At 26.8% G+C, this 22,287-nt stretch carries 16 protein-coding genes; 1 reads left to right on the plus strand and 15 read right to left on the minus strand.

Annotation, left to right across the window (positions count from 1 at the left end; genetic code table 11):
- Positions 1 to 19: 19 nt before the first annotated feature.
- The 11 genes from AWT63_RS03040 to AWT63_RS03080 form a co-directional block, all read right to left on the minus strand.
- A complete protein-coding gene (locus AWT63_RS03040; protein ID WP_068268363.1) occupies positions 20 to 283 on the minus strand; it encodes a hypothetical protein in 264 nt (87 codons plus the stop codon).
- A gap of 37 nt (positions 284 to 320) precedes the next feature.
- A complete protein-coding gene (locus AWT63_RS06510) occupies positions 321 to 443 on the minus strand; it encodes a hypothetical protein (RefSeq protein WP_269431476.1) in 123 nt (40 codons plus the stop codon).
- A gap of 99 nt (positions 444 to 542) precedes the next feature.
- Positions 543 to 1,160, minus strand: coding sequence for a hypothetical protein (locus AWT63_RS03045; RefSeq protein ID WP_068268364.1), 618 nt, complete (start codon positions 1,158 to 1,160; stop codon positions 543 to 545).
- Between the two features lie 86 nt (positions 1,161 to 1,246).
- Positions 1,247 to 1,384 (minus strand): hypothetical protein, encoded by a 138-nt coding sequence (locus AWT63_RS06230; RefSeq protein WP_156414493.1) that lies wholly within the window; start codon positions 1,382 to 1,384, stop codon positions 1,247 to 1,249.
- A 137-nt stretch (positions 1,385 to 1,521) separates the two neighbouring features.
- Positions 1,522 to 2,781 (minus strand): uracil permease, encoded by a 1,260-nt coding sequence (gene uraA, locus AWT63_RS03050; protein WP_068268365.1) that lies wholly within the window; start codon positions 2,779 to 2,781, stop codon positions 1,522 to 1,524.
- A 52-nt stretch (positions 2,782 to 2,833) separates the two neighbouring features.
- Positions 2,834 to 3,517 carry a nitroreductase family protein gene (locus AWT63_RS03055; protein ID WP_068268366.1) on the minus strand — a complete coding sequence of 228 codons (684 nt, stop codon included), beginning with the start codon at positions 3,515 to 3,517 and terminating at the stop codon, positions 2,834 to 2,836.
- A 134-nt stretch (positions 3,518 to 3,651) separates the two neighbouring features.
- Positions 3,652 to 5,538: a M13 family metallopeptidase gene (locus AWT63_RS03060; RefSeq protein ID WP_068268367.1), complete on the minus strand. Its 1,887-nt coding sequence runs from the start codon at positions 5,536 to 5,538 to the stop codon at positions 3,652 to 3,654.
- Positions 5,539 to 5,550: 12 nt separating this feature from the next.
- Positions 5,551 to 8,526: an alpha-amylase family glycosyl hydrolase gene (locus tag AWT63_RS03065; protein ID WP_068268368.1), complete on the minus strand. Its 2,976-nt coding sequence runs from the start codon at positions 8,524 to 8,526 to the stop codon at positions 5,551 to 5,553.
- Positions 8,526 to 9,857 carry a glucose-6-phosphate isomerase gene (locus AWT63_RS03070; RefSeq protein WP_068268369.1) on the minus strand — a complete coding sequence of 444 codons (1,332 nt, stop codon included), beginning with the start codon at positions 9,855 to 9,857 and terminating at the stop codon, positions 8,526 to 8,528. Before AWT63_RS03070 ends, AWT63_RS03065 begins: the two co-directional genes overlap by 1 nt.
- A gap of 24 nt (positions 9,858 to 9,881) precedes the next feature.
- The gene (gene mnmG / locus AWT63_RS03075) at positions 9,882 to 11,729 is read right to left on the minus strand and encodes a tRNA uridine-5-carboxymethylaminomethyl(34) synthesis enzyme MnmG (RefSeq protein ID WP_068268370.1); all 1,848 of its coding nucleotides are present in this window, start codon (positions 11,727 to 11,729) and stop codon (positions 9,882 to 9,884) included.
- Positions 11,730 to 11,812: 83 nt separating this feature from the next.
- Positions 11,813 to 12,091: a cyclic nucleotide-binding domain-containing protein gene (locus AWT63_RS03080; protein WP_068268371.1), complete on the minus strand. Its 279-nt coding sequence runs from the start codon at positions 12,089 to 12,091 to the stop codon at positions 11,813 to 11,815.
- A 218-nt stretch (positions 12,092 to 12,309) separates the two neighbouring features.
- Between AWT63_RS03080 and AWT63_RS03085 the strand changes: the two genes are divergently transcribed.
- The gene (locus AWT63_RS03085; protein WP_068268372.1) at positions 12,310 to 12,819 is read left to right on the plus strand and encodes a hypothetical protein; all 510 of its coding nucleotides are present in this window, start codon (positions 12,310 to 12,312) and stop codon (positions 12,817 to 12,819) included.
- Positions 12,820 to 12,872: 53 nt separating this feature from the next.
- On the opposite strand, the gene pulA is transcribed toward AWT63_RS03085, so the two are convergent.
- The 4 genes from pulA to AWT63_RS03105 all read right to left on the minus strand — a co-directional run.
- A complete protein-coding gene (pulA, locus tag AWT63_RS03090) occupies positions 12,873 to 15,989 on the minus strand; it encodes a type I pullulanase (protein ID WP_068268373.1) in 3,117 nt (1,038 codons plus the stop codon).
- A gap of 109 nt (positions 15,990 to 16,098) precedes the next feature.
- Complete coding sequence (locus tag AWT63_RS03095; RefSeq protein WP_068268374.1) at positions 16,099 to 17,838, minus strand: ABC transporter ATP-binding protein; 1,740 nt, start codon at positions 17,836 to 17,838, stop codon at positions 16,099 to 16,101.
- Positions 17,813 to 19,543, minus strand: a complete 1,731-nt coding sequence (locus tag AWT63_RS03100) for an ABC transporter ATP-binding protein (protein WP_068268375.1) — start codon at positions 19,541 to 19,543, stop codon at positions 17,813 to 17,815. Before AWT63_RS03100 ends, AWT63_RS03095 begins: the two co-directional genes overlap by 26 nt.
- A gap of 93 nt (positions 19,544 to 19,636) precedes the next feature.
- A partial coding sequence (locus tag AWT63_RS03105) for an OmpA family protein (protein WP_068268376.1) occupies positions 19,637 to 22,287 on the minus strand: 2,651 nt, incomplete at its 5' end.

The raw sequence follows: 22,287 nt of genomic DNA on the forward strand, positions 1-22,287 counted from the left end.
TCCTGTACGTAATGGCTTATCATACTGTATATATACTTGTTCCTGCCCCTAGTTTAACTTTAAGATCTCTTTTTACTACAAAACTTTTTAAAAATTTTGATTGTAATTCTCCTGACATAGCATATCTTTCAAGAGTTGCCTCTTTATATGTACTATCTGTGTCACCTTTACTGCTATATAAAGCGGCATCTCTAACCAAACCTATATTTAATCCAATCTTAATTTCTTTATCTTTTTTTAATTCAAAATCTTTTAAAAATTTTGATTGTTGTTCTCCTGACACCGTATATTTTTCAAGTTTTTTTACTTTATCTTTTCTACTATAACCCCCCCCCAGTTACATTTTTACCTATATTTTCTCTATTCCTAACTTCTTTATTTTTAGATGACGCAAAAAGTAAATTTACTGATAATATCAATATAGTAAATAATATTTTTTTCATTTTATCTCCTTATTAATAAAATAATTTTTTCACTTTATAATACACCTATATAATATAAAAAAAACAAGTGAAAATTTCACTATGTTTTATTTCATAATATTAAAATTTAAATCTATATCCAAAACCTAATGTAATAAATTTAGGGTATCCTGCACCTACTTCAATTTCAAAATTTTTGTAGTCTATTCCAAAATAGCCTCTTGCATGTGGAAGTACGAATTTTCTTCTTTCAAGAACATATTTAAAATTTGAAGATGTATTTGGTTGGCTATCTGATTCAGCAATACAATGATGAAGTGCTATATCTACTCCTAAATCTGATCCTACATAAATTGAAAAATCTGGATTTACTATTTTTTCAATTTCTAGTGTACCAAATATTGTAAAATTTGCATCAAAATGCCCTTTTGCTAAATTTACCATGCCTGTAAGATTTTTAAAATATGTATTATGTGATACTGATTCCTCTTGTTGTAATTGATATAATAAATTTATTTGTTCTGATAAATAACTCGCAACACCACTTCCAATAGTTGGTATTGAAGGATTATTATCTCCAAGAGAATCATTATTTATATCTTTTTTCTTAGGTTTAAATCCTGTAGTTAATGGTTTATCATATTGGATATATATACTTGAACCTACCCCTATTTTAATTTTAAGATCTTCTTTTAATATGAAGCTTTTCAAATATTTAGCTTGTAATTCTCCTGACATTGCATATCTTTCAAGTGTCGCTTCTTTATTTACTTTAGTTGTATTTATTATACTGTCATAATACCAAGCACCATCTCTAACTAAACCTATATTAATTCCAAGTTTAATTTCATTATATTTACTACTATAACCCCCCCCCCCATTATATTTTTAACTTCTTTGTTGTTGGCTGCAAAAAGTAAATTTGCCAACATAATTAATATAGCAAATAATATTTTTTTCATTTTATCTCCTTATTAATAAAATTTTTTTATGACATAATAATATACTAATGTAATATAAAAAGACAAGTAAAAATTTTAACTTTTCATATTTAAAATCCTACTATGTCTTATTTTTTTACTATTAAAAATATATTTTTTTAATCATTTAGTAAGTTATATTTATTAAATACATAAAACAATAATGAAATTACAATTGCTACAACACTTGCAAGATTCATTCCTTTAAGGCTTATTGATGATATATTTACTGATAATCCACTAAGACCTGTAACAAATATTACTGATGTTAATATTAAGTTTTGTGCTTTATTAAAGTCTACATTTTTTTCAACAAAAAGTCTAAGTCCTGAAACTCCTATCATTCCATATAGTAAAAATGTTACTCCTCCTATTACACTTCCAGGTATTGTGTTTATAAGGGCAGAAAAAGGACCAATAAATGCCATCATAATAGAAACTACCGCAGCTCCTGCAATTACATACACACTATATACTTTTGTAATTGCCATAACCCCTATATTTTCACCGTAAGTTGTTGTTGGAACTCCACCAACTAAAGCAGACAACATCGTAGAGAAATTATCGGCAAATAGTGTTTTATTAAGTCCTGGTTCTTTTAATAAATCTTTTCCGATTATATTACTTGTAACAACTTGGTGACTTATATGTTCAGAAACTATTACAAGAATTACAGGTAATATTGTTAATATCGGTTTAACGGCAAATTTTGCCATTTGAAAGTGTGGTATAGTAATAATCTTTGCAGTAACTATTGGAGTAAAATCAACCATTCCTAAATATATTGAAGTAGCATATCCAAGTATCATTGCAATAAGTATTGATATAGTTGAGAAAAATTTTCTAAATAAAAATGAACCAAATATTGCTGTTCCAAGTGTAACTCCAAATACTATTCTACCATTAAGACTTGTTAAATCAGCACCTATTTTTCCACCATTTATTGTAAGTGCAGCTAATTCAAATCCTATTAACGATACTACTGAGCCCATTGCAGCTGGAGGTAGTATTATGTTTATAAAATCAGTTCCAAAATGCTTTATTATATACGATAATATACAACCTATAAGACCTACAACGAAAAAACCACCTAATGCATATTTATAACCATAATCACTATTTCCTATAATCTGTAGTGCAGGTCCTAAAAATGCAAAACTTGAACCAAGATAAGCAGGAGCTTTACCTTTAGTAATGTAGATAAATAATAATGTTCCTATACCATTCATAAATAAAACGATACCCGGATCTATTCCAAATAAAATTGGGACAAGTACTGATGCTCCAAACATAGCGAAAGTATGTTGTAAACTAAGTGGTACTAACCATTTAAACGGTACTTTCTCTTCAATTCCAATAATTCTTTTTTTACTGCTCATAATTCCTCCTAAAAATTATTCAAAAAAAAGACAAGTATAAAACTCGTCTTTATTATTTACTATAAAATCTTTTAATAACATCACCAAATAACGGTTGTGAAACACCAATAGACTTGAACCATTCATCAAGTTTAACTTCATATTCTGAAATCGCATTTTTTTGTGCTTCCCTATCATATTTATCTTTCATTGCAAAAGCCTTAGAACATATTCTAGGTTTTAAAGTTCCTTCTAAAGATTCTTTTGTTGGTACACCTAAAGTTATTCCTACCATTACATATGTATGTTCCGGTAATTCTAATAACTCAGATATTTCTTTTGAAGCTTGCTTTATACCTCCAATAATAGTAGAACCATAACCATATGCCATTGCTGCCATATTCAGTAAATAAACCATTATTCCAGCATCTACAGATGCTATATTCTTAAGTTCAGATTCATTATCCTTTAAACTTAATCCTTTTGAATCTAAATAAGTTGATGCTCTATAAAAATCACCAATAATTGTAATAAATACATCACTATTTTTAACTTGAGCTTGTCCACCAGCTAATTCAGCTATTTTAGCGATTTTTTCTTTATCTGTTGTATATACTAAACTAACTTGTTGTCCATTTACCGAGCTTGGTGCTCTACTTGCCAATTCTAAAATTGCTTTTAAATCTTCTTCTTTTACGTGTTCACCTGTAAATTGTCTTATTGATTTTCTATTTTTTATAGCTTCCAATATATCCATTACTTCCTCCTTATTATAAATTCATTTTTACTATTTTATATATTTTCATCTTCAATGTCAAGTTTTATTTTAAATTATAAAAAAAATCCATAAGTAGCCTTGTTTTTAGCATGTCTACTTATGGAAATTTATTTTTACCAAATATTTACTCTCTTATCTTTCGGCATAAACATTTTATCTCCTTCTTTTACTCCGAAAGTTTCATAGAAATCATCAAGATTTCTTGGTTGAATATTTGCTCTTAATTCTCCAGGTGCATGTACATCTGTTTTAAGTAATAATTCCATATATTGTTGTCTTGCTTTTCTACACCATATTTTAGCAAAATTAATGAAAAATTCTTCTAAATTATATTCTTTATGATTTTTAAGTGCCTCAAGTGAGCAGCTTAATCCTCCTGCATCAGCAATATTTTCTGAAACAGTTAAAGTTCCATTTACCTTATGTCCTGCAAAATCTAATCCGTCAAATTGAGCTATCATATTTTTTGCAAGATTATCAAATGTCTTGTAATCTTCTTCTGTCCACCAGTTATTAATATTTCCATTTTCATCGAATTTACTTCCGTTATTATCAAAAGCATGTGATATTTCATGTCCTATTACTGAACCTATACCACCATAATTTGCACTCTTTGATTGGTCTAAGCTATAAAAAGGTGCTTGAAGTATTGCTGCTGGAAAACAGATTAAATTATCTGTAGGACTATAATAAGCATTTACTGTATTTGAACTCATACCCCATTCTTTTCTATCAACAGGTTTATTCCATTTTGATAATGAGTATTCTGTCATTATTTTTGTAAAAGTCATATTATTTTCAAAAAAGCTTTTTGTTTCATCAACTATTAATTTCTTATAAATATTCTTATATGTATCAGGATATCCAACAAGGATTTCAAGAGATTCTAATTTTTTAATAGCACTTTTTGATGTTTTTTCATTTAACCAAGTATTATTTGCAAGTCTTTTTTTATAAACCTCAATCATACTTGTTACCATATCATAAACATCCTTTTTTGCTTTTTCTCCAAAATGTTTAGTACCATAGTAAACACTTATAACTTGGCTATATACTTTTGTTGCGAAATAATAAGCAAATTTTTCAACTGATAAAATTTTGTCAATTCCTGATAAATATTTACTATAAATGCTGCCAATTTCACGAATTTCTTCTGTAAGGAAATTACTAAATCCAAGTGCTGTTTTTACTATTAACCAAGATTTTAAGATTTCAAAAGTTTCTTTTGTTACAATTTCATTAAAGTGTTCAAAGAAAACAGGCTCTGTTACTATTATTTTTTCTGGGTTTTCTCCAACTAACTCTTTTATTAATGCTTTAAAATCAATTACATTAGAATAGTTTGCTACTTCTTCAAGAGTTCTTGGATTATTCATTTTAACATAATCTGCTGATTCTTCTGAACTTTTAACGTTAGGATAAATTAATGAATCAAATTTTATAGTATCTGATAACAATTTTTCAATTTGTTCTTTGTTATAGTTAAATTTAGATAATAACAATCTTACCATTTCGCTGTATTTGTCAATTAAAACTTTTTCATTTTCAGTACCATAATAAGTTTTATCTGGTAAAATTATTCCTGCTGGATCCAAATAAAGTACATTTCTTGTTGCTTCACTCATATCTGCATATATTGAAAAATTAAATGGTAAAGGTAAATCCATAAGTATAAAATCTTTTAATTTTTTTTGCAATTCCTCATATGAATTAGTATTTTCTATATTTTTAATAATATCAAGTGCAGATCCAACACCATCTAAATCACGTTTTTTTACATCTTTTATAATTTCATAAAATTTTAAAAACTCGTTCATTTGGTCATTATCTGTATTTTTTAATTCATTGAACTCTTTTATTAATTTAGTTTCAATTTCTGTTACTAAATCGTTAAATCCTCCTGTTGATGGTTTATCGTCAGGTATAACTGCTGTTTTTAACCATTCTCCATTTACCGCTTGATATAAATCATCCTTTATTAATTCTCTATTTATACTCATTTATCTTCCTTCCTATTTTTTTATTTTTAATATAACTGCTTTTTTGCCTTTTAATGTTATGTTAAGTTCACCTTCAATACCTATTTTTATCTTATTATTTGATAATAAATCGATCATTTCTTTATTTTTATGATACACATTGAAAGAAACGTTTTGTTCATCGAATGAATTATTTATTATTACTATTATAGATGTATTTTTATCATATCTTTCGTAGGCTATTACATCTTTATCATTATCAAAGAATAGTTCTTTGAATTTTCCATAAACTAAAACTTTATTTTTCTTTCTTATTGATATTATTTTTTTATACCATGCAAAAAGCTCTAAATCAGGCTCTTGCTCATATATTTCTCCCCTATTTATATATGACGGATTTTTTTCATTATCATATAAAAATTCATCCCATAACATAGGTTTTCTACAATAAGGATCTGTTGCTCCCCACATACCTACTTCATCTCCATAATAAAGCATAGGAGCTCCTATGTATGTCATTTGGAACACAGATATTAATTTTAATATTTGTTTAGGTTTAATTTTACTATTTATCCAGTCTATATTCGTATTTGGATGATATATAGAAGCTAGATCTGGTCTTATTCCGTTATATCCTTTTTCAAGTTGCTTACCTTCTTCCATATTTCTACCTAAAGCATCATTTACAATTCTTGAATAAAGTCTATCCGTATCATGTGAACCATTTAAATTTTGCATTGCTTGTAATGCTTGATAAGGGTACCATGTTCTTTTTTCACGAAGCTCATTGAAAAAATCTTGTGCTTTTAATTTATAACAAGTTCCCCATTCTTTTGAATGATTAATAAAATATCCAACAGTAGTTTTTAACCATTCATAATTCATTACTGCATCAAATTTTGTATTATTAACATCTGAACTTGCATTTCCCCATATTTCAGCCGTTATGTATGCATCTTTTTTTGCAGATTTAACTACTTCTCTAAATTCACTCCAAAAATCTTGATTTTCAAGACAATTCGGAACATCAAGTCTAAATCCGTCTATCCCATCATCAAAAGTAAAATCATCGCTTGCAACGCCATCAGGACCATACATCCATTTTCTTACAATATTAAATATATATTCTTTATATTCCACGTTAAATGTGTCAAATTCTGGTAGAGTTTGTACTCCTGCCCAACCAATATATTCCGCGTTATTTTTATTATGTATAAGTGTTTCATAAGCTTTTTTTTCGTCCATATCAGCAGTTATTGGTATGTGATTATTAAATGATAAAAACTTATACCAACTTGCATATGGAGATGTTGGACCTTGTGCTAAAGCTAAATTAAAGCTCCAATGTCTATCACTGCTATGATTAAATACACCATCAAATATTACTCTTATACCATTTTGATGTAGCTCTTTTATTAAATCTACCATTATTAAATCTGATTCTGTCCATACCCAAGTTTTTGGATCTTGTGTTTCAAAATATCCATTTTTACCTTGATTTTCACCACTTAAATTTACTTCTAAAAGTTTTAATTCACTGTTATTTTTTGCTTGTGTCCCCAATACATCTATATATGTTTTGTTATTTTCATTAACATAAACATTATGTTTACTTCCTGATGTTCTTATAGTTCCAAAATCAGGTGAAATATGTCTAAAGTCATTTGCACCATATTTGTGATTTTGATATGAGAAAAATACAGGATTAAGCCAAACAGCATTTACACCCAATTCTTTTAAATAAGGTATTTTTTCTTTTATTCCTTGTATATCTCCTCCATACATACGAGCATACTTAAGACTATAGCTTAAACCTTGTTCTCCTAATTTTTCCCAACTTGTTCTATCACTAAAATCTGAAGTCCATCTGTTTCTATCAAACTTAGATAGTTGGACATTATTAACTCTCCACTTATAGTCTTGTATAAAATTATGTTCATGTAAAATATTTATTCCAAAACTTTCAGGTCCAAACTCATTAAATATTGGATCATTATATACATTAGCATTATAAAATCTTTCAGGAAATATATTATACCATATAGCTTCTTTAGTCCAAGATGGTATGTAAAAAAGTTCCATATCTGAAATTTTATCAACTTTTATTCTATCTATATTACATTTATAGCTTAATTTATCTCCATTAAAATATGCTTTTTGATTTCCATCTTCTAAGATATATATAATACTGAAATCTCCTGTTGAATCATCAAAAACTACATGTCTTTTAAAATAGTCAAATTGATTTGTAGTATCTGATAATCTTTCAAGCTCCATTACTTGCTCAATGCCATCATTTTCAATTATACTTATATATGCTCTTGAAACGTCATTTATTTGTGTTCTTAAAGTAAATTCATATTCAGTATTTGATATTTTATTTATTTTATGTGATATTGCTTTTATTTCAGTATTTTCATCAAAAGCATCATATGAAAATACTCCTGTACCTAATTGACCTTTAGGAAAAAGTTTACCATTTTCTCCAACAATTAATGTTCTGTTGCCCCCGTCTTCCCACATTCCATTTATTATATATTTATATTCATAATATCCGTTTTTTAAATTTAATACTACTTCAGCTTCTGTTTCATTTTTTATTATTACAGGCTCTTCATCCGGTATCCAATTATTAAAACTTCCAGCTATTTCTAATTTTTGTATTTTATTGTTAATATGATTTTTCAAATTAAAATTTAATTTTGTAAACTTTGTTTTAAATAGTTTAAATTCTTTAAAATTTAAATTAATTTCAATTAAAATATCTATGCCATTTTGAAATCCCGTTATCATTCTTGGAATATTTGTTTCATCTAAAAATGCTTCAAAGTTTTTTACAAAAGGTGCTGTATGTGTATACGTAACGTTTTGTCTTTTATTGTCATGTACTATATAAAAAGAATATGCACCTTTTTCAACATTTAACCATTTATATATATCTCTATCATTAATTCCTACAAGATCTACCTTTTTATATGGCTTATTATCTTTTACAATAAAAAGTTCCACTATTTTTCCTCTTCCAAACGTTTTAATATTTTTTTAGTTTCTTCTTCGTAACCAGGTTTTTCAAGAAGTGCAAACATATTTTTCTTGTATGCTTCTACTCCCGGTTGATCAAACGGATTAACTCCATTTAGATATCCTGATATTCCTACTGTTTTTTCAAAGAAATAGAATAAATATCCAAGATTATACGCATCTGCTTTTTCAATAGATACTTCAATATTAGGCACTTGTCCGTCAACATGTGCAAGCATTACTCCTTTAGCTGCCATTTTATTTACATAATCAACAGTTTTTCCTGCTAAAAAGTTTAATCCATCTAAATCTTCATCATCTTTTTCTATAACTATTTCATGTTCAGGACTGTCTATTGATATTACAGTTTCAAACATAGTTCTCTTACCTTCTTGTATTGCTTGACCTATTGAGTGTAAATCTGTTGAAAAGTCAGCAGAAGTTGGATAAATACCTTTAAAATCTTTTCCTTCAGATTCAGCAAATAATTGTTTTAACCATTCTGAGATATAATGAAGTCTTGGTTCATAATTTACAAATATTTCAATTTCTCTACCTTTTCTATATAAAATATTTCTAATTGCAGCATATTGCATAGAAGGATTATTACAAAAATCTTTTTTCATATCATAACTTGCATCTGCTGCACCATTCATTAAAGCATCAATATCTATTCCTGCACAAGCAATAGGCAATAATCCAACTGCTGTTAATACTGAAAATCTTCCTCCAACATTATCAGGTACAACAAATGTTTCATAACCTTTTTGTGTCGCAAGTGTTTTTAAAGCCCCACGTGATTTATCTGTTGTTGCATAAATTCTTTTTGCAGCTTCTTCTTGACCATATTTTTCTTCTAATAATTTTTTAAATATTCTAAATGCAATAGCAGGTTCTGTCGTTGTTCCTGATTTAGAAATTACATTGATTGAAAAATCTTTATCTTTAACTAAATTTATTATATCTGATAAATAATTACCACTAATATTTGTTCCTACAAAGTATATTTCAGGTTTTTCCACTTGGTTGTATCCTGTAGGTTTTATAAATTCAATAGCAGCTCTTGCACCTAAATATGATCCTCCTATACCTATAACTACTAAAGCTTGAGAATCTTTTCTTATTTTTTCAGCTGCTTTTTTTATTCTACTAAATTCTTCTTTACCATAATTTGTAGGTAAATCTATCCAACCTAAAAAATCAAATCCAGCTCCTGTTCCACTTTCCAATATCTCATTTGCTTTTTCTACAAAAGGTTTAATTGCTGTAATTTCACTTTCTTTAATAAAATTTCTTGTATAAGTATAATTTAACTTCATAATGTAATTTCCTTTCAAAATTTATTATTTTAACCCCGCTACAAGTAACACTATATCGTTATATGTAACACCGCTTATTCTATTTGCTTGTCCTACTGTTTTGGGTTTATGATAACTAAGGCTTGATCTTGCAATATTACTTAAACCTTGTATTTTATCATAATTAAAGTTTTCAGGTATTGGTGTATTTTCAAGTTTTTTAAACTTTTCTATCTGTTCTTTTTCTCTTTCTATAAATACCCTATATTTTGCATTTATTTCTATTTGTTCTATTGCTAAAGTATGTAATTTTTTTGTTTCAATAAAATTAGATAAATTATCATAGTTTATTTCTTGTCTTGCTAAAAACTCAAAAGCACTTACTACACCGCTTTGAGATGCTCCTTTTAATATTTTATCTAATTTTTCATTTGTACTTTGACTTGGGTAAATTTTAATTTCTTTTAATCGTGCTATTTCGTCATCAATGTCTTTTGATATTTTTTCTAACTTTTCAATTTCTTCTTTATTTAAAAGACCAATTTTTTTAGAAATTTCAAGAAGTCTTAAAAAAGTATTATCCTGTCTTAAAGTAAGTCTATATTCTGCCCTTGATGGCAATACTCTATAAGGTTCAGGCGTCTTTTTTGTTATAATATCTTCTATTAAAACTCCAATATATCCTTCATTTCTTCTTATTATTATTTCATCTAGACCTTTAATTTTTCTTACTGCATTTACTCCGGCAATAAATCCTTGTGCTGCCGCTTCTTCATATCCACTTGTTCCATTTATAGTTCCAGCGGTATAAAGTCCTTCTACTATTTTTGATTCCATCGTATAATTTAACTGATGTGCTGGAATATAGTCATATTCTATTGCATAACCATATCTTACAATTTTAGCATTTTCAAGCCCTGATATTGTATGTAACATTTTTTCCTGTGCAAATGGTGGCATTGCCGTTGTAAATCCATTTACATATATTTCATCACTTTCAATACTTTCTTGTTCCAAAAAGATTTGATGATCATATTTATCAGGAAAATTCATAACCTTTCTATCTAGAGACGGGCAATGTCTTGGTCCTTTTGTACTTACTATCCCCGTTACTATAGGAGAATACTTAAGTAATTCTTTTGCTACTTCAATAGTTTGTTTTGTAGTATAAGTAAGATATGTTGGCAATGGATTTTCTTCTTTTTGCTGTGTTTCATAAGAAAAATATCTTGGATCTTTTTCTCCATAAAGTTTTGTCATTTTACTAAAATCTATTGATGATTTTAAAAGTCTTGGAGGTGTGGCTGTTTGATATCTATCAAGTTCTATTCCAAGTTTTTGAAGAGATGTCGGTAAATCTACACTTGCAACTTCTCCAACACGACCTGAACTATATTTAACATCTCCAATTATATATTGACCATTTAAAAATGTTCCGGTACAAAGTATAACCGCTTTTGCCATATATTTAACACCAAGTTCATCAACAATTCCATATACTTTATTTTCAGAAACTAAAAGTTCTGATACATTTCCTTGAATTATAGATAGATTTTCCTGATGTTCCAAAACTTCTCTCATTTTTATTCTATACCAATATTTATCTGCTTGAGCTCTAGTTATTCTTGCTGCTAGTCCCTTCGTATGATTTAAGTGTTTCAGCTGTAAATTATATTTATCTATATGCGTTGCCATTTGTCCGCCAAGTATACCAATTTCACTTACTAAATGGCTTTTACCTGGACCGCCTATTGATGGGTTACAGCTCATCATAGCTATAGTATTTAAATAAATACTAAAAAGTGCTGTTTTGGCTCCCAATCTGGCACTTGCAAGGGCAGCCTCAACACCTGCATGTCCTGCTCCTACAACTATTACATCAAATTGTTCCATTATTTCTCCTAAATTAATAAAATCACATTTATTCTACTACTTTTAAAAGTAAAAATCAATTTTATTTACATTTATCTATAAACTTATTCATTTTCTAATTTTTCTTCAATGATGTTTATAATTTCTAATCCTTTTTTAGTAATAATATACTTTCCTTTTATTGATTTATATACACCAATACAATCATTTAATTTTAATTCTTTAATAATTCCATTTGCTTTCATTTTTGAAATATGTAACATATCTGCAATTTCTTGTTGTGATAATGGAATATATTTGTCTTTTTTTACTTGTATTTGATTATCATATAGAAATTTTAATAATCTGTATTTGTCATTGGTAAACATAACTAAATTATACATAAAAATCTCCTTTTTTATTTTCATTATATCAACATAATATCTAATTATCAACAACTTTTATGGTGTATATATTTGTTATAAAAAAATATAAAAAATTCATAATTATTTTGTATTTTCACGCTTATTCATTGATTTTCAGTGTATAGCGTGCAAAATTGAAATTTACTTTATAAGTATGATAAAATACTACAAACTAACATAGAAAGTGAGTTGTTAAAATGAAAAAAACATTATTATTATTGTCTACTATATTAATTACTTTTGCATCTTTTGCAAATATACAAACAGGAAGACCTAATGTTAAAATTTCAGGTTCTCTTGGACTGTCTTCACTTCTTGGAGTTGATGCTTCTATAGGAATACAACCTGAATGGACTGCAAAATTTAGTAATGATTGGGAAATAGGATTTGGTCCTGTTTTTGATATTAATGCAGGTTATTATGGTTCCATTCATTTTGCATCTGTTGGTGCAGGAGTTACTTTAAGATTTGATGCTAAGAAAAAATTAAATTATAATAAAAAGATTTATTTTGGAGCTGAAGGAGGACTTAAGTTTCAAAAAGATTTTTATTTAACTAACAATGGAACTAACGGAAAACTACCTACAACAAGTGGAATATTTAAGATAAATACAGGTGTTGAATACAGAAACGGATTTTATATTGGTGGTTTCCTAGGATATGGTAAAGGAAATATAGGGTTAGAATTAGGATATAGAACTCGTTAATAATAAGTAAAAAGAGTTACCTCCTAAAAATAAAGGAGAGTAACTCTTTTTTATTAATTTACTTTTTTAATAACTAAAGTTGAAATAGGACTGATTTTAATTTTTGAATTTTTAACATTTATCTTTTCAATTCCATTTGCATTTGCTTTATTATCTTTAACAAGAACTATATATTTACCATTTTCTATATTTATCTCTTTTTCATTAAAGCTTGCATTATGTATTACATATATATTATTTTTATCATCACTTAATCTATATGCTACAACTTGATCTTGTGCAACTATAGTTTTAAATACTTTATTTATTTTCTTATAATCGCTTAAATTAAACAAATCATAATCTTTTCTAATTGCAATAAGTTCTTTTATATACTCAACTATATCGTTATTTTCTTTTGCTCTATTCCAATCAAGTTTATTTATTTCATCAGAAGCATTATATGAATTTTCATTTCCTTGTTTAGTTCTTGCAAACTCTTGACCTGCATGTATAAATGGTATTCCTTCAGAAAGAAGTACTATACTTGAAGCAAGTTTATGTCTTTTAATTCTTACTTGAACACTTTCATCAGAATTTGTTTTTTCAAGTTGATCCCATAAAGTTAAATTATCATGTGCTTCAACATATTGTATAAGCTGATTAGCTGATATATATGTTTTTATACCTTCTCCACCTTTAATATTATTTAACACTCTTTGTTCAAGATTTTTTTCTCCACTTGCAAATCCTTTTCCTATTTTACCAAAAGTTGAACCCTTAACCGCATCTCTTATGTCATCATTAAAGAATGCAATATTGTCAAGTTTATTTGCGTTATATTGTGCAGCTTTTTCTTCTTTAGGTAAAGTTCCCATATCCCAACCTTCTCCAAGAATTATGATATTAGGATTAATTTTTAATAGTTCATCTCTTACAGTTTTCATAGTTTCAACATCAAGAATACCCATTAAATCAAATCTAAATCCATCTAAATTATATGTGCTTGCCCAATATTTAACACTATCAACTATAAATTTTCTTGCCATTGCTCTTTCACTTGCAACATCATTTCCTACACCTGTTCCATTAGTTAATGTACCATCTTCATTATGTCTAAAGAAATAATTAGGAACTATTTTGTCAAAGCTATGTTCTCCTACACTAAACACATGATTATATACAACATCCATTATTACAGCAATATTATTTTTATGTAACTCATCTACTAATTGTTGTAACTCTTTAATTCTTGTATTAGGGTTATTAGGATTTGTACTGTAGCTTCCCTCAGGTGTATTATAGTTTACAGGATCATATCCCCAGTTATATTTTTCAAATTGATTATTTTCATCAACAGAATACTTACTAAAATCATAGATAGGTAAAAGTTGAACATGAGTTACACCTAAAGATTTAATATAGTCTAAACCTGTTATTTGACCATCTTTTGTTTTAGTTCCTTTTTCTGTAAGACCTAAAAATTTACCTTTATTTTTTATGCCACTATCACTATAGCTTGATAAATCTCTTACATGTAGTTCATAAATTATAGGGTTTTTAGAAGAAGTAAATTTAATATCACTTGGTTTTGGATTTACAACAACTGAGTGTTCTCCATTAACTGTTGTTGATTTTGCATAAGGATCTACTGCTATATTTGATTTTTCACCAAAATATACTTCGTAGTTATATATAGTTCCTAATTGATTTTCATCAAGAGTTACACTATATACACCTTTTTCTTCTTTTTTCATACTAATTGTATTTTTAACTTTTTTGTCATTTCCATAAATTAATAAATTTACTTTTGTAGCAGTTGGAGCCCATACTTTAAATGTTGTACTGTTTTCAGTATACATTGCTCCCAATTCCTTATCATATGAAAACTTTTCGTCAAATGATTTACTTTCTACTACACGTCCTAAAATTACTTTTTTAGTGCCAAAATTTTCTAATTTTACAGTTAAATTCTCAAATAAATCTAATTCTTTTGCAAAAACTACTTTAATTTTATTTGTTTGAATGTTATTACCTTTTACAACTGTTACACTTTTTATTTTTTTATTTCCAACTTTAATTTGTTTAGGTAAACTAAATGGTTTATTTGTTTCAATTGTTATACTGTTTAAATCATCTATTGTAGCACTAAGAATTTCATTTTTCTTATCAGCTTTTTCTTTTGAATAATAAACTGTTTTATCATCTTGGTTTATATAAACTGTTGCATGTCCTTTATCATCAAATTTAGTAATAACTCTAGTATCTAAATCTGAAATTATCTTCTTTTTATTTATAGAAAAAATTGAAAATTCTAATTTTTGTAAATCTTTTCCACTAATTTCAACTTCTGCTTTTGCATAATCTTTAACTTTTTTAAAGTTAAATACTTTCTTACTTCCTGTAATTTTAAGTTTTAAATTACTATAATCTTTTTTATATCTTTTATAAATAACAACTGCACTTAATTTATCATAACTTTTAGGTTTAGCATCAGGATTTTCATAATAAGTTTTAGGATCTTTTGATTTTAACCATACCTCTGCTACTCCATTTTCTACTTTTATATATCTATCAGCAGTCTTACTGCTCCAATCAGGAGTTCTTACTATATATCCAACTTCTTTATAATTACCATCTAATACTATTTCAGAAATTAATCCAAAACTGTCTACATCATCAAACTTGTATTCTTTACCATCCAGACCTTTAGGCCATATCCATAAATCCCAATTTTTATCTTCAGATTTTTGATAATGGATTAATAACTTTGTCTTATCTTTTTCAGGTTTTAATACTCTATCAATATTAGTCGTATATACTTTTTCATCTCCTGATTTTAACCATACTTCTGCAAAACCATCTTTTACATCTATATAACGGTCTTTGTCAACGTCTTTTTTACTCCAGTCAGGTATTCTAACTATGAAACCTACCTTATCAAATCTACCGTCCAATTCAATTTCAGCAACTTCTCCAAATTTATCTTTTTTTGTAAATTTGTATTCTTTCCCGCCCATATCTTTAGGCCATATCCATAAATCCCAATTTTTATCTTCAGATTTTTGATAATGTACAATAATTTTTGTTTTATTTTCAGGTATTTCTTGTTTAGAATAAGTAAAAATACTAAATATTGATATTAATATCAGAACAATAAGTTTAGTATAATAATTAGATAATTTTTCCAATATAAACAACTCCTTTTTATTATAAATCGCATAATAATTAATACCTTGATTTATTTTAAAAGTCAATAAAAAATATACCAAGTAACTTTACCTGGTACATTTTTTTATCTTAAAATTCTTTTTCTTTGTCATTTTTATCTTTATCTAACATAGATTTATATATTCCATTTAAGTTCACAAGTTCATTATGATTTCCTTTTTCAATTATTTTACCTTTATCTAATACATATATCATGTCAGCATTTTTTATAGTTGATAATCTATGTGCTATTATTAACGTTGTTCTATTTTTACTTAAAACTTCTATTCCTTTTTGTATTTTTTGCTCCGTTTTACTATCTACATTTGCTGTAGCTTCATCAAGAATTAATATACTAGGATTAGATGCTAATGCTCTTGCAAAAGATATCAGTTGTTTTTCTCCTGTTGAAAAATTACTTCCATCAATTAACACCTTCGCATCAATACCTCTTTCATCTAATAAATATTTTGCTCCTACAAGTTCTAAACATTTTTGTGAATATGCTTTATCTTCTGATATATTAGATAATATAGTACCTTCAAAAAGAAAAGAATCTTGTAAAACTATTGCCATTTTTGATCTTATAAAATCATTTTCTATATCTTTTAAATTTTTCCCGCTTATATAAATATTTCCTTTTTGATTTTCATAAAATTTAATTAACAAATTCATTATAGTTGATTTCCCACTTCCTGTATGACCTACAAATGCAACAGTTTCATTTTCCTTTATTTCTAAATTAATGTCTTTTAATACATAATTATCCTCTTTGTATGAAAAGCTTACATTTTCAAATTTAATATTTGCCTTAAAATCTTCAATAATTTCTTGACCATTCTTTTTCTCAACTTTAAGTTCCAATAAATCTTTTAAATTTTTTGCAGCACCTTTTGCTCTTGTATAAACAGATAAATTAGTTGTTAAAACTGCAACTTCATTTAAAATATATGAACTGTAAAATAGAAATAATAATGTATTCGGCACAGTTATTAAATTAAGATTATTATAATTTGAATATATAAAATAGAAAATAATAGTTAAGTTTACAAATATTCTAAGCAAATCAAAAGCATTGTGCTGTGAAAGTGATTCTATATAAGTTATCATATCTTGAGCTTTTCTTTTTTTCTTAGCATGATTTTGCCAATTATTTAAAACTTTTTCTTCATTATTAAATGCTTTTATTACTTCTAAATTTTGACACATTTCATTTGCAATACCTGAACAAAGAGAATTTTCTTTTCTCATTTTTACTAAATAAGGGTATTCTACTTTTGTATTTACAGTTTGTAATAAAAATACAAAAGGAACAAATATTAGAAATATAAGGGCAAGTCTATAATCTATATATAGCATTATTGCGTATAAAATAGTAGCCTTAAATATCGTAACTAAACTGTCTATAACCGTAGATCTAAAAAAGTTTCTTATCTGATTTACATCTGATGTTATTCTTGACAGTACAGATCCTGCTGGAATATTATCAAAATACTCTATAGGTAATGCTTGGACATGGTCGTACACCATTTTTTGTATATTATAATGTATTACATTTGAACCTTTAACAAGCAGATATTTTCTCATTATTATAGCAAATGCCTCTGCCATTTTAATTCCTAAATAAATCAATGCTAATTTAAAAGTTATTGCAAGCACTATATTTTTATCTAATTTTGCTAAATCATCTTTAAAAATATTTGATATTATTTTAACTGTTACTATTTCAGTGGATATACCAATTACAACAAATATCAACCCTACAACAAACTCTTTTGTTGCAAACTTTATATACTTAAAAAAACTAAGTAAATGATTTTTCTCTTTCAATATTATCTCCTTTTTTCATTTGATACTCATATAATCCTTTATACCAAGCAGAAACTTTTAATAATTCTTCATGTGTACCTATGTTCTCTATTTTACCTTGATTTAAAACTACAATTTTATCAGCATCTATAAGGCTTGATATTCTATGAGATATAATAATATTAGTTTTACCATTTCTATTATCTTTTAAATTTTGAATTATATTTTTTTCAGTATTAGTATCAAGTGCAGATAAACTATCATCAAATATTAGTATTTCAGGATTTGATATTATTGCCCTTGCTATTTGCATTCTTTGTTTTTGCCCACCTGAAAGCGATACTCCATTTTCTCCAACTAAAGTTTCAATCCCCTTTTCAAAATTTTCTACATCTTTTTTTAAGTCTGCTAAAATAAGGGATTGTTCTAATTTTTCTTCAAGAGGTCTGTAAAATAATATATTATTTTTAATTGTGTCAGAAAATATGTAATATTCTTGAGGAGAATATCCAAAACTATTTCTAAGTTGTTTTATATCATATTCTCTAATATCAACATCATCTATATATATTCCACCATTTGTATCATATAATCTTAATAATTGTTTAATTAAAGTTGTTTTACCGCTTCCAGTTTTACCAATTATTCCTATTGTTTGCCCTTTTTGTATATCAAAAGAAATATTTTTTAGCGTTTCTTTATCATCGTATGAAAAACTAAAGTTTCTAAATTCTATTTTTGAATCAAATTTGAAAGTCTTATTTCCATACTGCTCATCTACAACTGTTTTTGCATTTAAAATTTCATTTATTCTTTTAAGACCAATATTAGACTCAAATACAACATTTATAAAAAAAGCTAAAACTGTATAAGGCCAAGCTAATAAAGTCATTGTAAGTGAAATACCAAGCAAATCTCCAAAACTTATGCTACCATTTGCATATGAATAATATCCATAAATAATAAGGAAAAAATATGAAAATGCTGTTCCTACAATATTTAATGCATGCGAATATGTTCCATTCATTGAATAATCAAGATTATTTTTAGAATATACTTTTAAATTTTCAATGTATGATTTTCTAACTTTAGATAACATATTATATGCTCTTATTATTCTAATTCCTTTAATAGTTTCAAGCGTCTTTTTAGAAATTTTATCAAAGCTTTTTCCCATTTCATTATATTGATACTGATATTTTCTTTTTCTTGTAATAATTATTAATGTTACAACTATGTATGGTAGATTTATTAATATTGCAAATTTGTAATCTATTTTTTGCATGATAAAAATAAATATAACTATTACTCTTATTACTCCCTCTTGAAAACAATAAAGTCCCCAACCAAACAAATTAGGTACATATTCTATTGCATCAGAAGTTATTCTTCCCATTACAGTTCCAATGCTAATTTTATTAAAATATTGCGGTGTTTGTGTTAATATTTTTTTCAAAATTGCATTTTGAAAATAGTATTCATATTTAACTTGACCCCTAAAAGTAATCATTTCATTTGCTGCATTTATAAGATAATAAAAAATTGCAGACCCTAGCATTATTGATACACTAGTTATAACTTCATTTAAAGTCAGTGTTTTATTATTTACTCCATCAACAATATTTCCAAACATGTCAAAAGGCAATATATTTAATACTGCAAGCACTAAAGCTATAAAAGAAACTAATAATATCCTATATTTTTCTTTAGCTATATATTTAAACATTTGTAATCTCCTCCTACAAAGTTGTATTTAATTTTAACACATATAATTAAAAATAGCTATCACATACCTAGTACATGATAGCCTTATGTTTTTTTACTTAATTGTTATTTCTACTCTTCTATTTGAAGATAAATTACTATTTACTTTATTATTAAATCCATAACTTGATACTTTTCTTATGTTTTGTGGATTTTTAAGTCCTAAGCTTATCAATAAATCTGATACCTTATTTGCTCTCTTTAATCCTAACTCAAGATTATATCTCTCACTTGCAGTTGTATCTGTATGTCCTGTTATATCTATTATTCTATCTGTATATCTTTCATTTATTTCTTTTACTATTGCTTTTAATTTCTCTATTTGTATTTTTGTTGGTATATATTTATTATTTATAAACTGATCTATTATGTATAATTTTTCTTTAAAGCTTGATACACTTTGACCTATCTTATTTTCAAGAGCTGTTATTCTATCTTTCATTGATTTATTTTCATTTTTTATCGCTTCATTTTCTTTTTCAAGCTTTGTAATTTTATCTGCTAATTTATTATCATAAACATATGCTTTATTATTATTTACAACTGATGCTTTTTTAGTATTATCTACAAAGTTAATATTAAATCCTGCTGATACTCCAAATATCTTTTGTGTGTCTATTCCTGCACTTAGTTTATATATAAAGGTATTTGATGGCTCTGTTCCACTTATTCCAAGAGCAAATCCTCCTTGTTTATTGTAATAGGCTGCTCCTGCTCCTATTGAAAATAACTTATTATCTCCTACTTGTGGAATACTTGCCATTGCCATTGTCGTTGCTATTCCTCCACTTAGTTGTTTTGACATCTCTTTTGCTTCTTCTCTTACTTTTAAAAATTCCTTATGTATCTTATCTCCTGATACTCCTCTTGTTTCTCCCGCTTGTATTTCTCCATTTACTATATCTTTTAATTGATTATAGTTTACTGCGTCACTGTCTTTCGTTCCATTTGCTAGATTTGTTATCGTTACAGGGTTATGTGTAGTACCACCTAAAGTTATTTTATCTTTTGCAGTACTATCATATTTTACAGCTATATCATCTAATTTTTGTATTTTTTCTGTATTTTTCTCTATTTTTTCATTTGTTGTTTTTAACTCTTCTTTTATTTCCTTTATTTCTTTTGTATTCTTTTCAACTTTGTCAGAAATTTCTTTAATACTTTCTTTTGTTAACATATTCTGTATTTTGTTTCTTAAATTTTCATTTAAATGCTTTTCTTCTATTGAATTTTCTTTTAACTCTATTGTAAGATCTTCGTTTCCAAATAATCTCTTATCATTTCCTGAAAGTTTTAATGTTTCTGATTTTACACTTCCTTTATTTTTTAATTCATTTTCAATTGCAGATATTTTAGCTGTATTACTTACTATTTCTGTCATATTCTTTGCAATAGACTCTTTATTTTTATTTATTCCTTCTCTATTTGTTACGATATCTTTTGTATTTGTCGCTATATTTTCTTTATTTACGTCAATTTGTGTCTTATTACTTGCTATTGCATTCCTATTTTTTTCTATATCCTGCGTATTCTTATCAACTTTTTGTTTAACATCATATAACTGACTTCCATTTATAGCTTCTTTTGAAGTTGCTGAAACTTTTCCAGTTTTTACTTTATCTATTGTAGTTCCGTCATTTCCAGCTAATGTTATTTTTGTCTTTTCCTTGTTATCATATTTTACTGCTATATTACTTAAATCATCTAGAACTTTAGCTACTGCATAAAGTTGTGAACCATTTATTGCATCTGTACTATCTTGATTTATCCAACCTGCCGCAACATTTTGTATTCTTCTTTCATAACCCACAGATCCTACACTAAATATTCCTAATGGTTTACCTGCTTTAAATGTTAAAACTGTTGTGCCTATCATGTCATTTGAGTATTCGTTCATTTCCTTTGAAACGCTACTATTTGCATCTTTTGTTTTATATCCTAAATATACAGAATTTTCTTTTGTTCCAACTATTTCATTCCCTATAGCTGTACTGCTTTCTCCATTAATCGTACTTTTAATCCCTATTATTACTGCTTTATTTTTTGTTGTACGTGAATCTGTTCCTATAATAAGGGCTTCTTCTGCATTATTTTCTGCTTTATTTTTATAACCTATTAGCATTGTATTTCTAGCATTAGACACTAACTCTCTTCCTAATAAAAATGAATTTTGTGCATTTGTAGAAACATTAACATTATTTCCTATAGCAAATGAATCTTTTGAACTTATAGACCCAGTTTTTGCTATTAAAATGCTATTTTCTGCACCTTCATTAATAGTTCCATTTATTCCCATTACAATAGAATCTTTACCACTAGTTCCTGTATTATTCCCTATTGATACTGCATTTTCTGCATTTTTATATGTTTTGGCTAAATATCCTATTGATACTGCTTTTTTTCCTTCAGAAAATGAATCTTTTCCTATTACAACTGAATCTTTACCTCGAGCTACTGCATTATTTCCTATTGCTATCGCATTTTCAGCTGATTCATATGCTTTAGCTTTATTTCCTATTGATATTGTATTTTTCCCTTCAGAAAGTGAATTTTTTCCAATTACAATAGAATCTTTACCTTGAGCTATTGTACTATTTCCTATTGATATTGCATTTTCTGCATTTTCATATACATTTGCTCTATTACCTATTGATATTGAATTTTTACTTTTAGCATGCGAATTTATACCAATACCTAAAGCTTTTT

The organism is Caviibacter abscessus (assembly GCF_001517835.1).
GTDB lineage: Bacteria > Fusobacteriota > Fusobacteriia > Fusobacteriales > Leptotrichiaceae > Caviibacter > Caviibacter abscessus.

Excerpts from the sequence above, each read along its gene's own strand:
- AWT63_RS06510 (WP_269431476.1), bottom strand. The coding sequence starts at position 443 with ATGAAAAAAATATTATTTACTATATTGATATTATCAGTAAATTTACTT.
- AWT63_RS03045 (WP_068268364.1), bottom strand. The coding sequence starts at position 1,160 with ATGTCAGGAGAATTACAAGCTAAATATTTGAAAAGCTTCATATTAAAA.
- AWT63_RS06230 (WP_156414493.1), bottom strand. The coding sequence starts at position 1,384 with ATGAAAAAAATATTATTTGCTATATTAATTATGTTGGCAAATTTACTT.
- uraA (WP_068268365.1), bottom strand. The coding sequence starts at position 2,781 with ATGAGCAGTAAAAAAAGAATTATTGGAATTGAAGAGAAAGTACCGTTT.
- AWT63_RS03055 (WP_068268366.1), bottom strand. The coding sequence starts at position 3,517 with ATGGATATATTGGAAGCTATAAAAAATAGAAAATCAATAAGACAATTT.
- AWT63_RS03060 (WP_068268367.1), bottom strand. The coding sequence starts at position 5,538 with ATGAGTATAAATAGAGAATTAATAAAGGATGATTTATATCAAGCGGTA.
- AWT63_RS03070 (WP_068268369.1), bottom strand. The coding sequence starts at position 9,857 with ATGAAGTTAAATTATACTTATACAAGAAATTTTATTAAAGAAAGTGAA.
- mnmG (WP_068268370.1), bottom strand. The coding sequence starts at position 11,729 with ATGGAACAATTTGATGTAATAGTTGTAGGAGCAGGACATGCAGGTGTT.
- AWT63_RS03080 (WP_068268371.1), bottom strand. The coding sequence starts at position 12,091 with ATGTATAATTTAGTTATGTTTACCAATGACAAATACAGATTATTAAAA.
- AWT63_RS03085 (WP_068268372.1), top strand. The coding sequence starts at position 12,310 with ATGAAAAAAACATTATTATTATTGTCTACTATATTAATTACTTTTGCA.
- AWT63_RS03100 (WP_068268375.1), bottom strand. The coding sequence starts at position 19,543 with ATGTTTAAATATATAGCTAAAGAAAAATATAGGATATTATTAGTTTCT.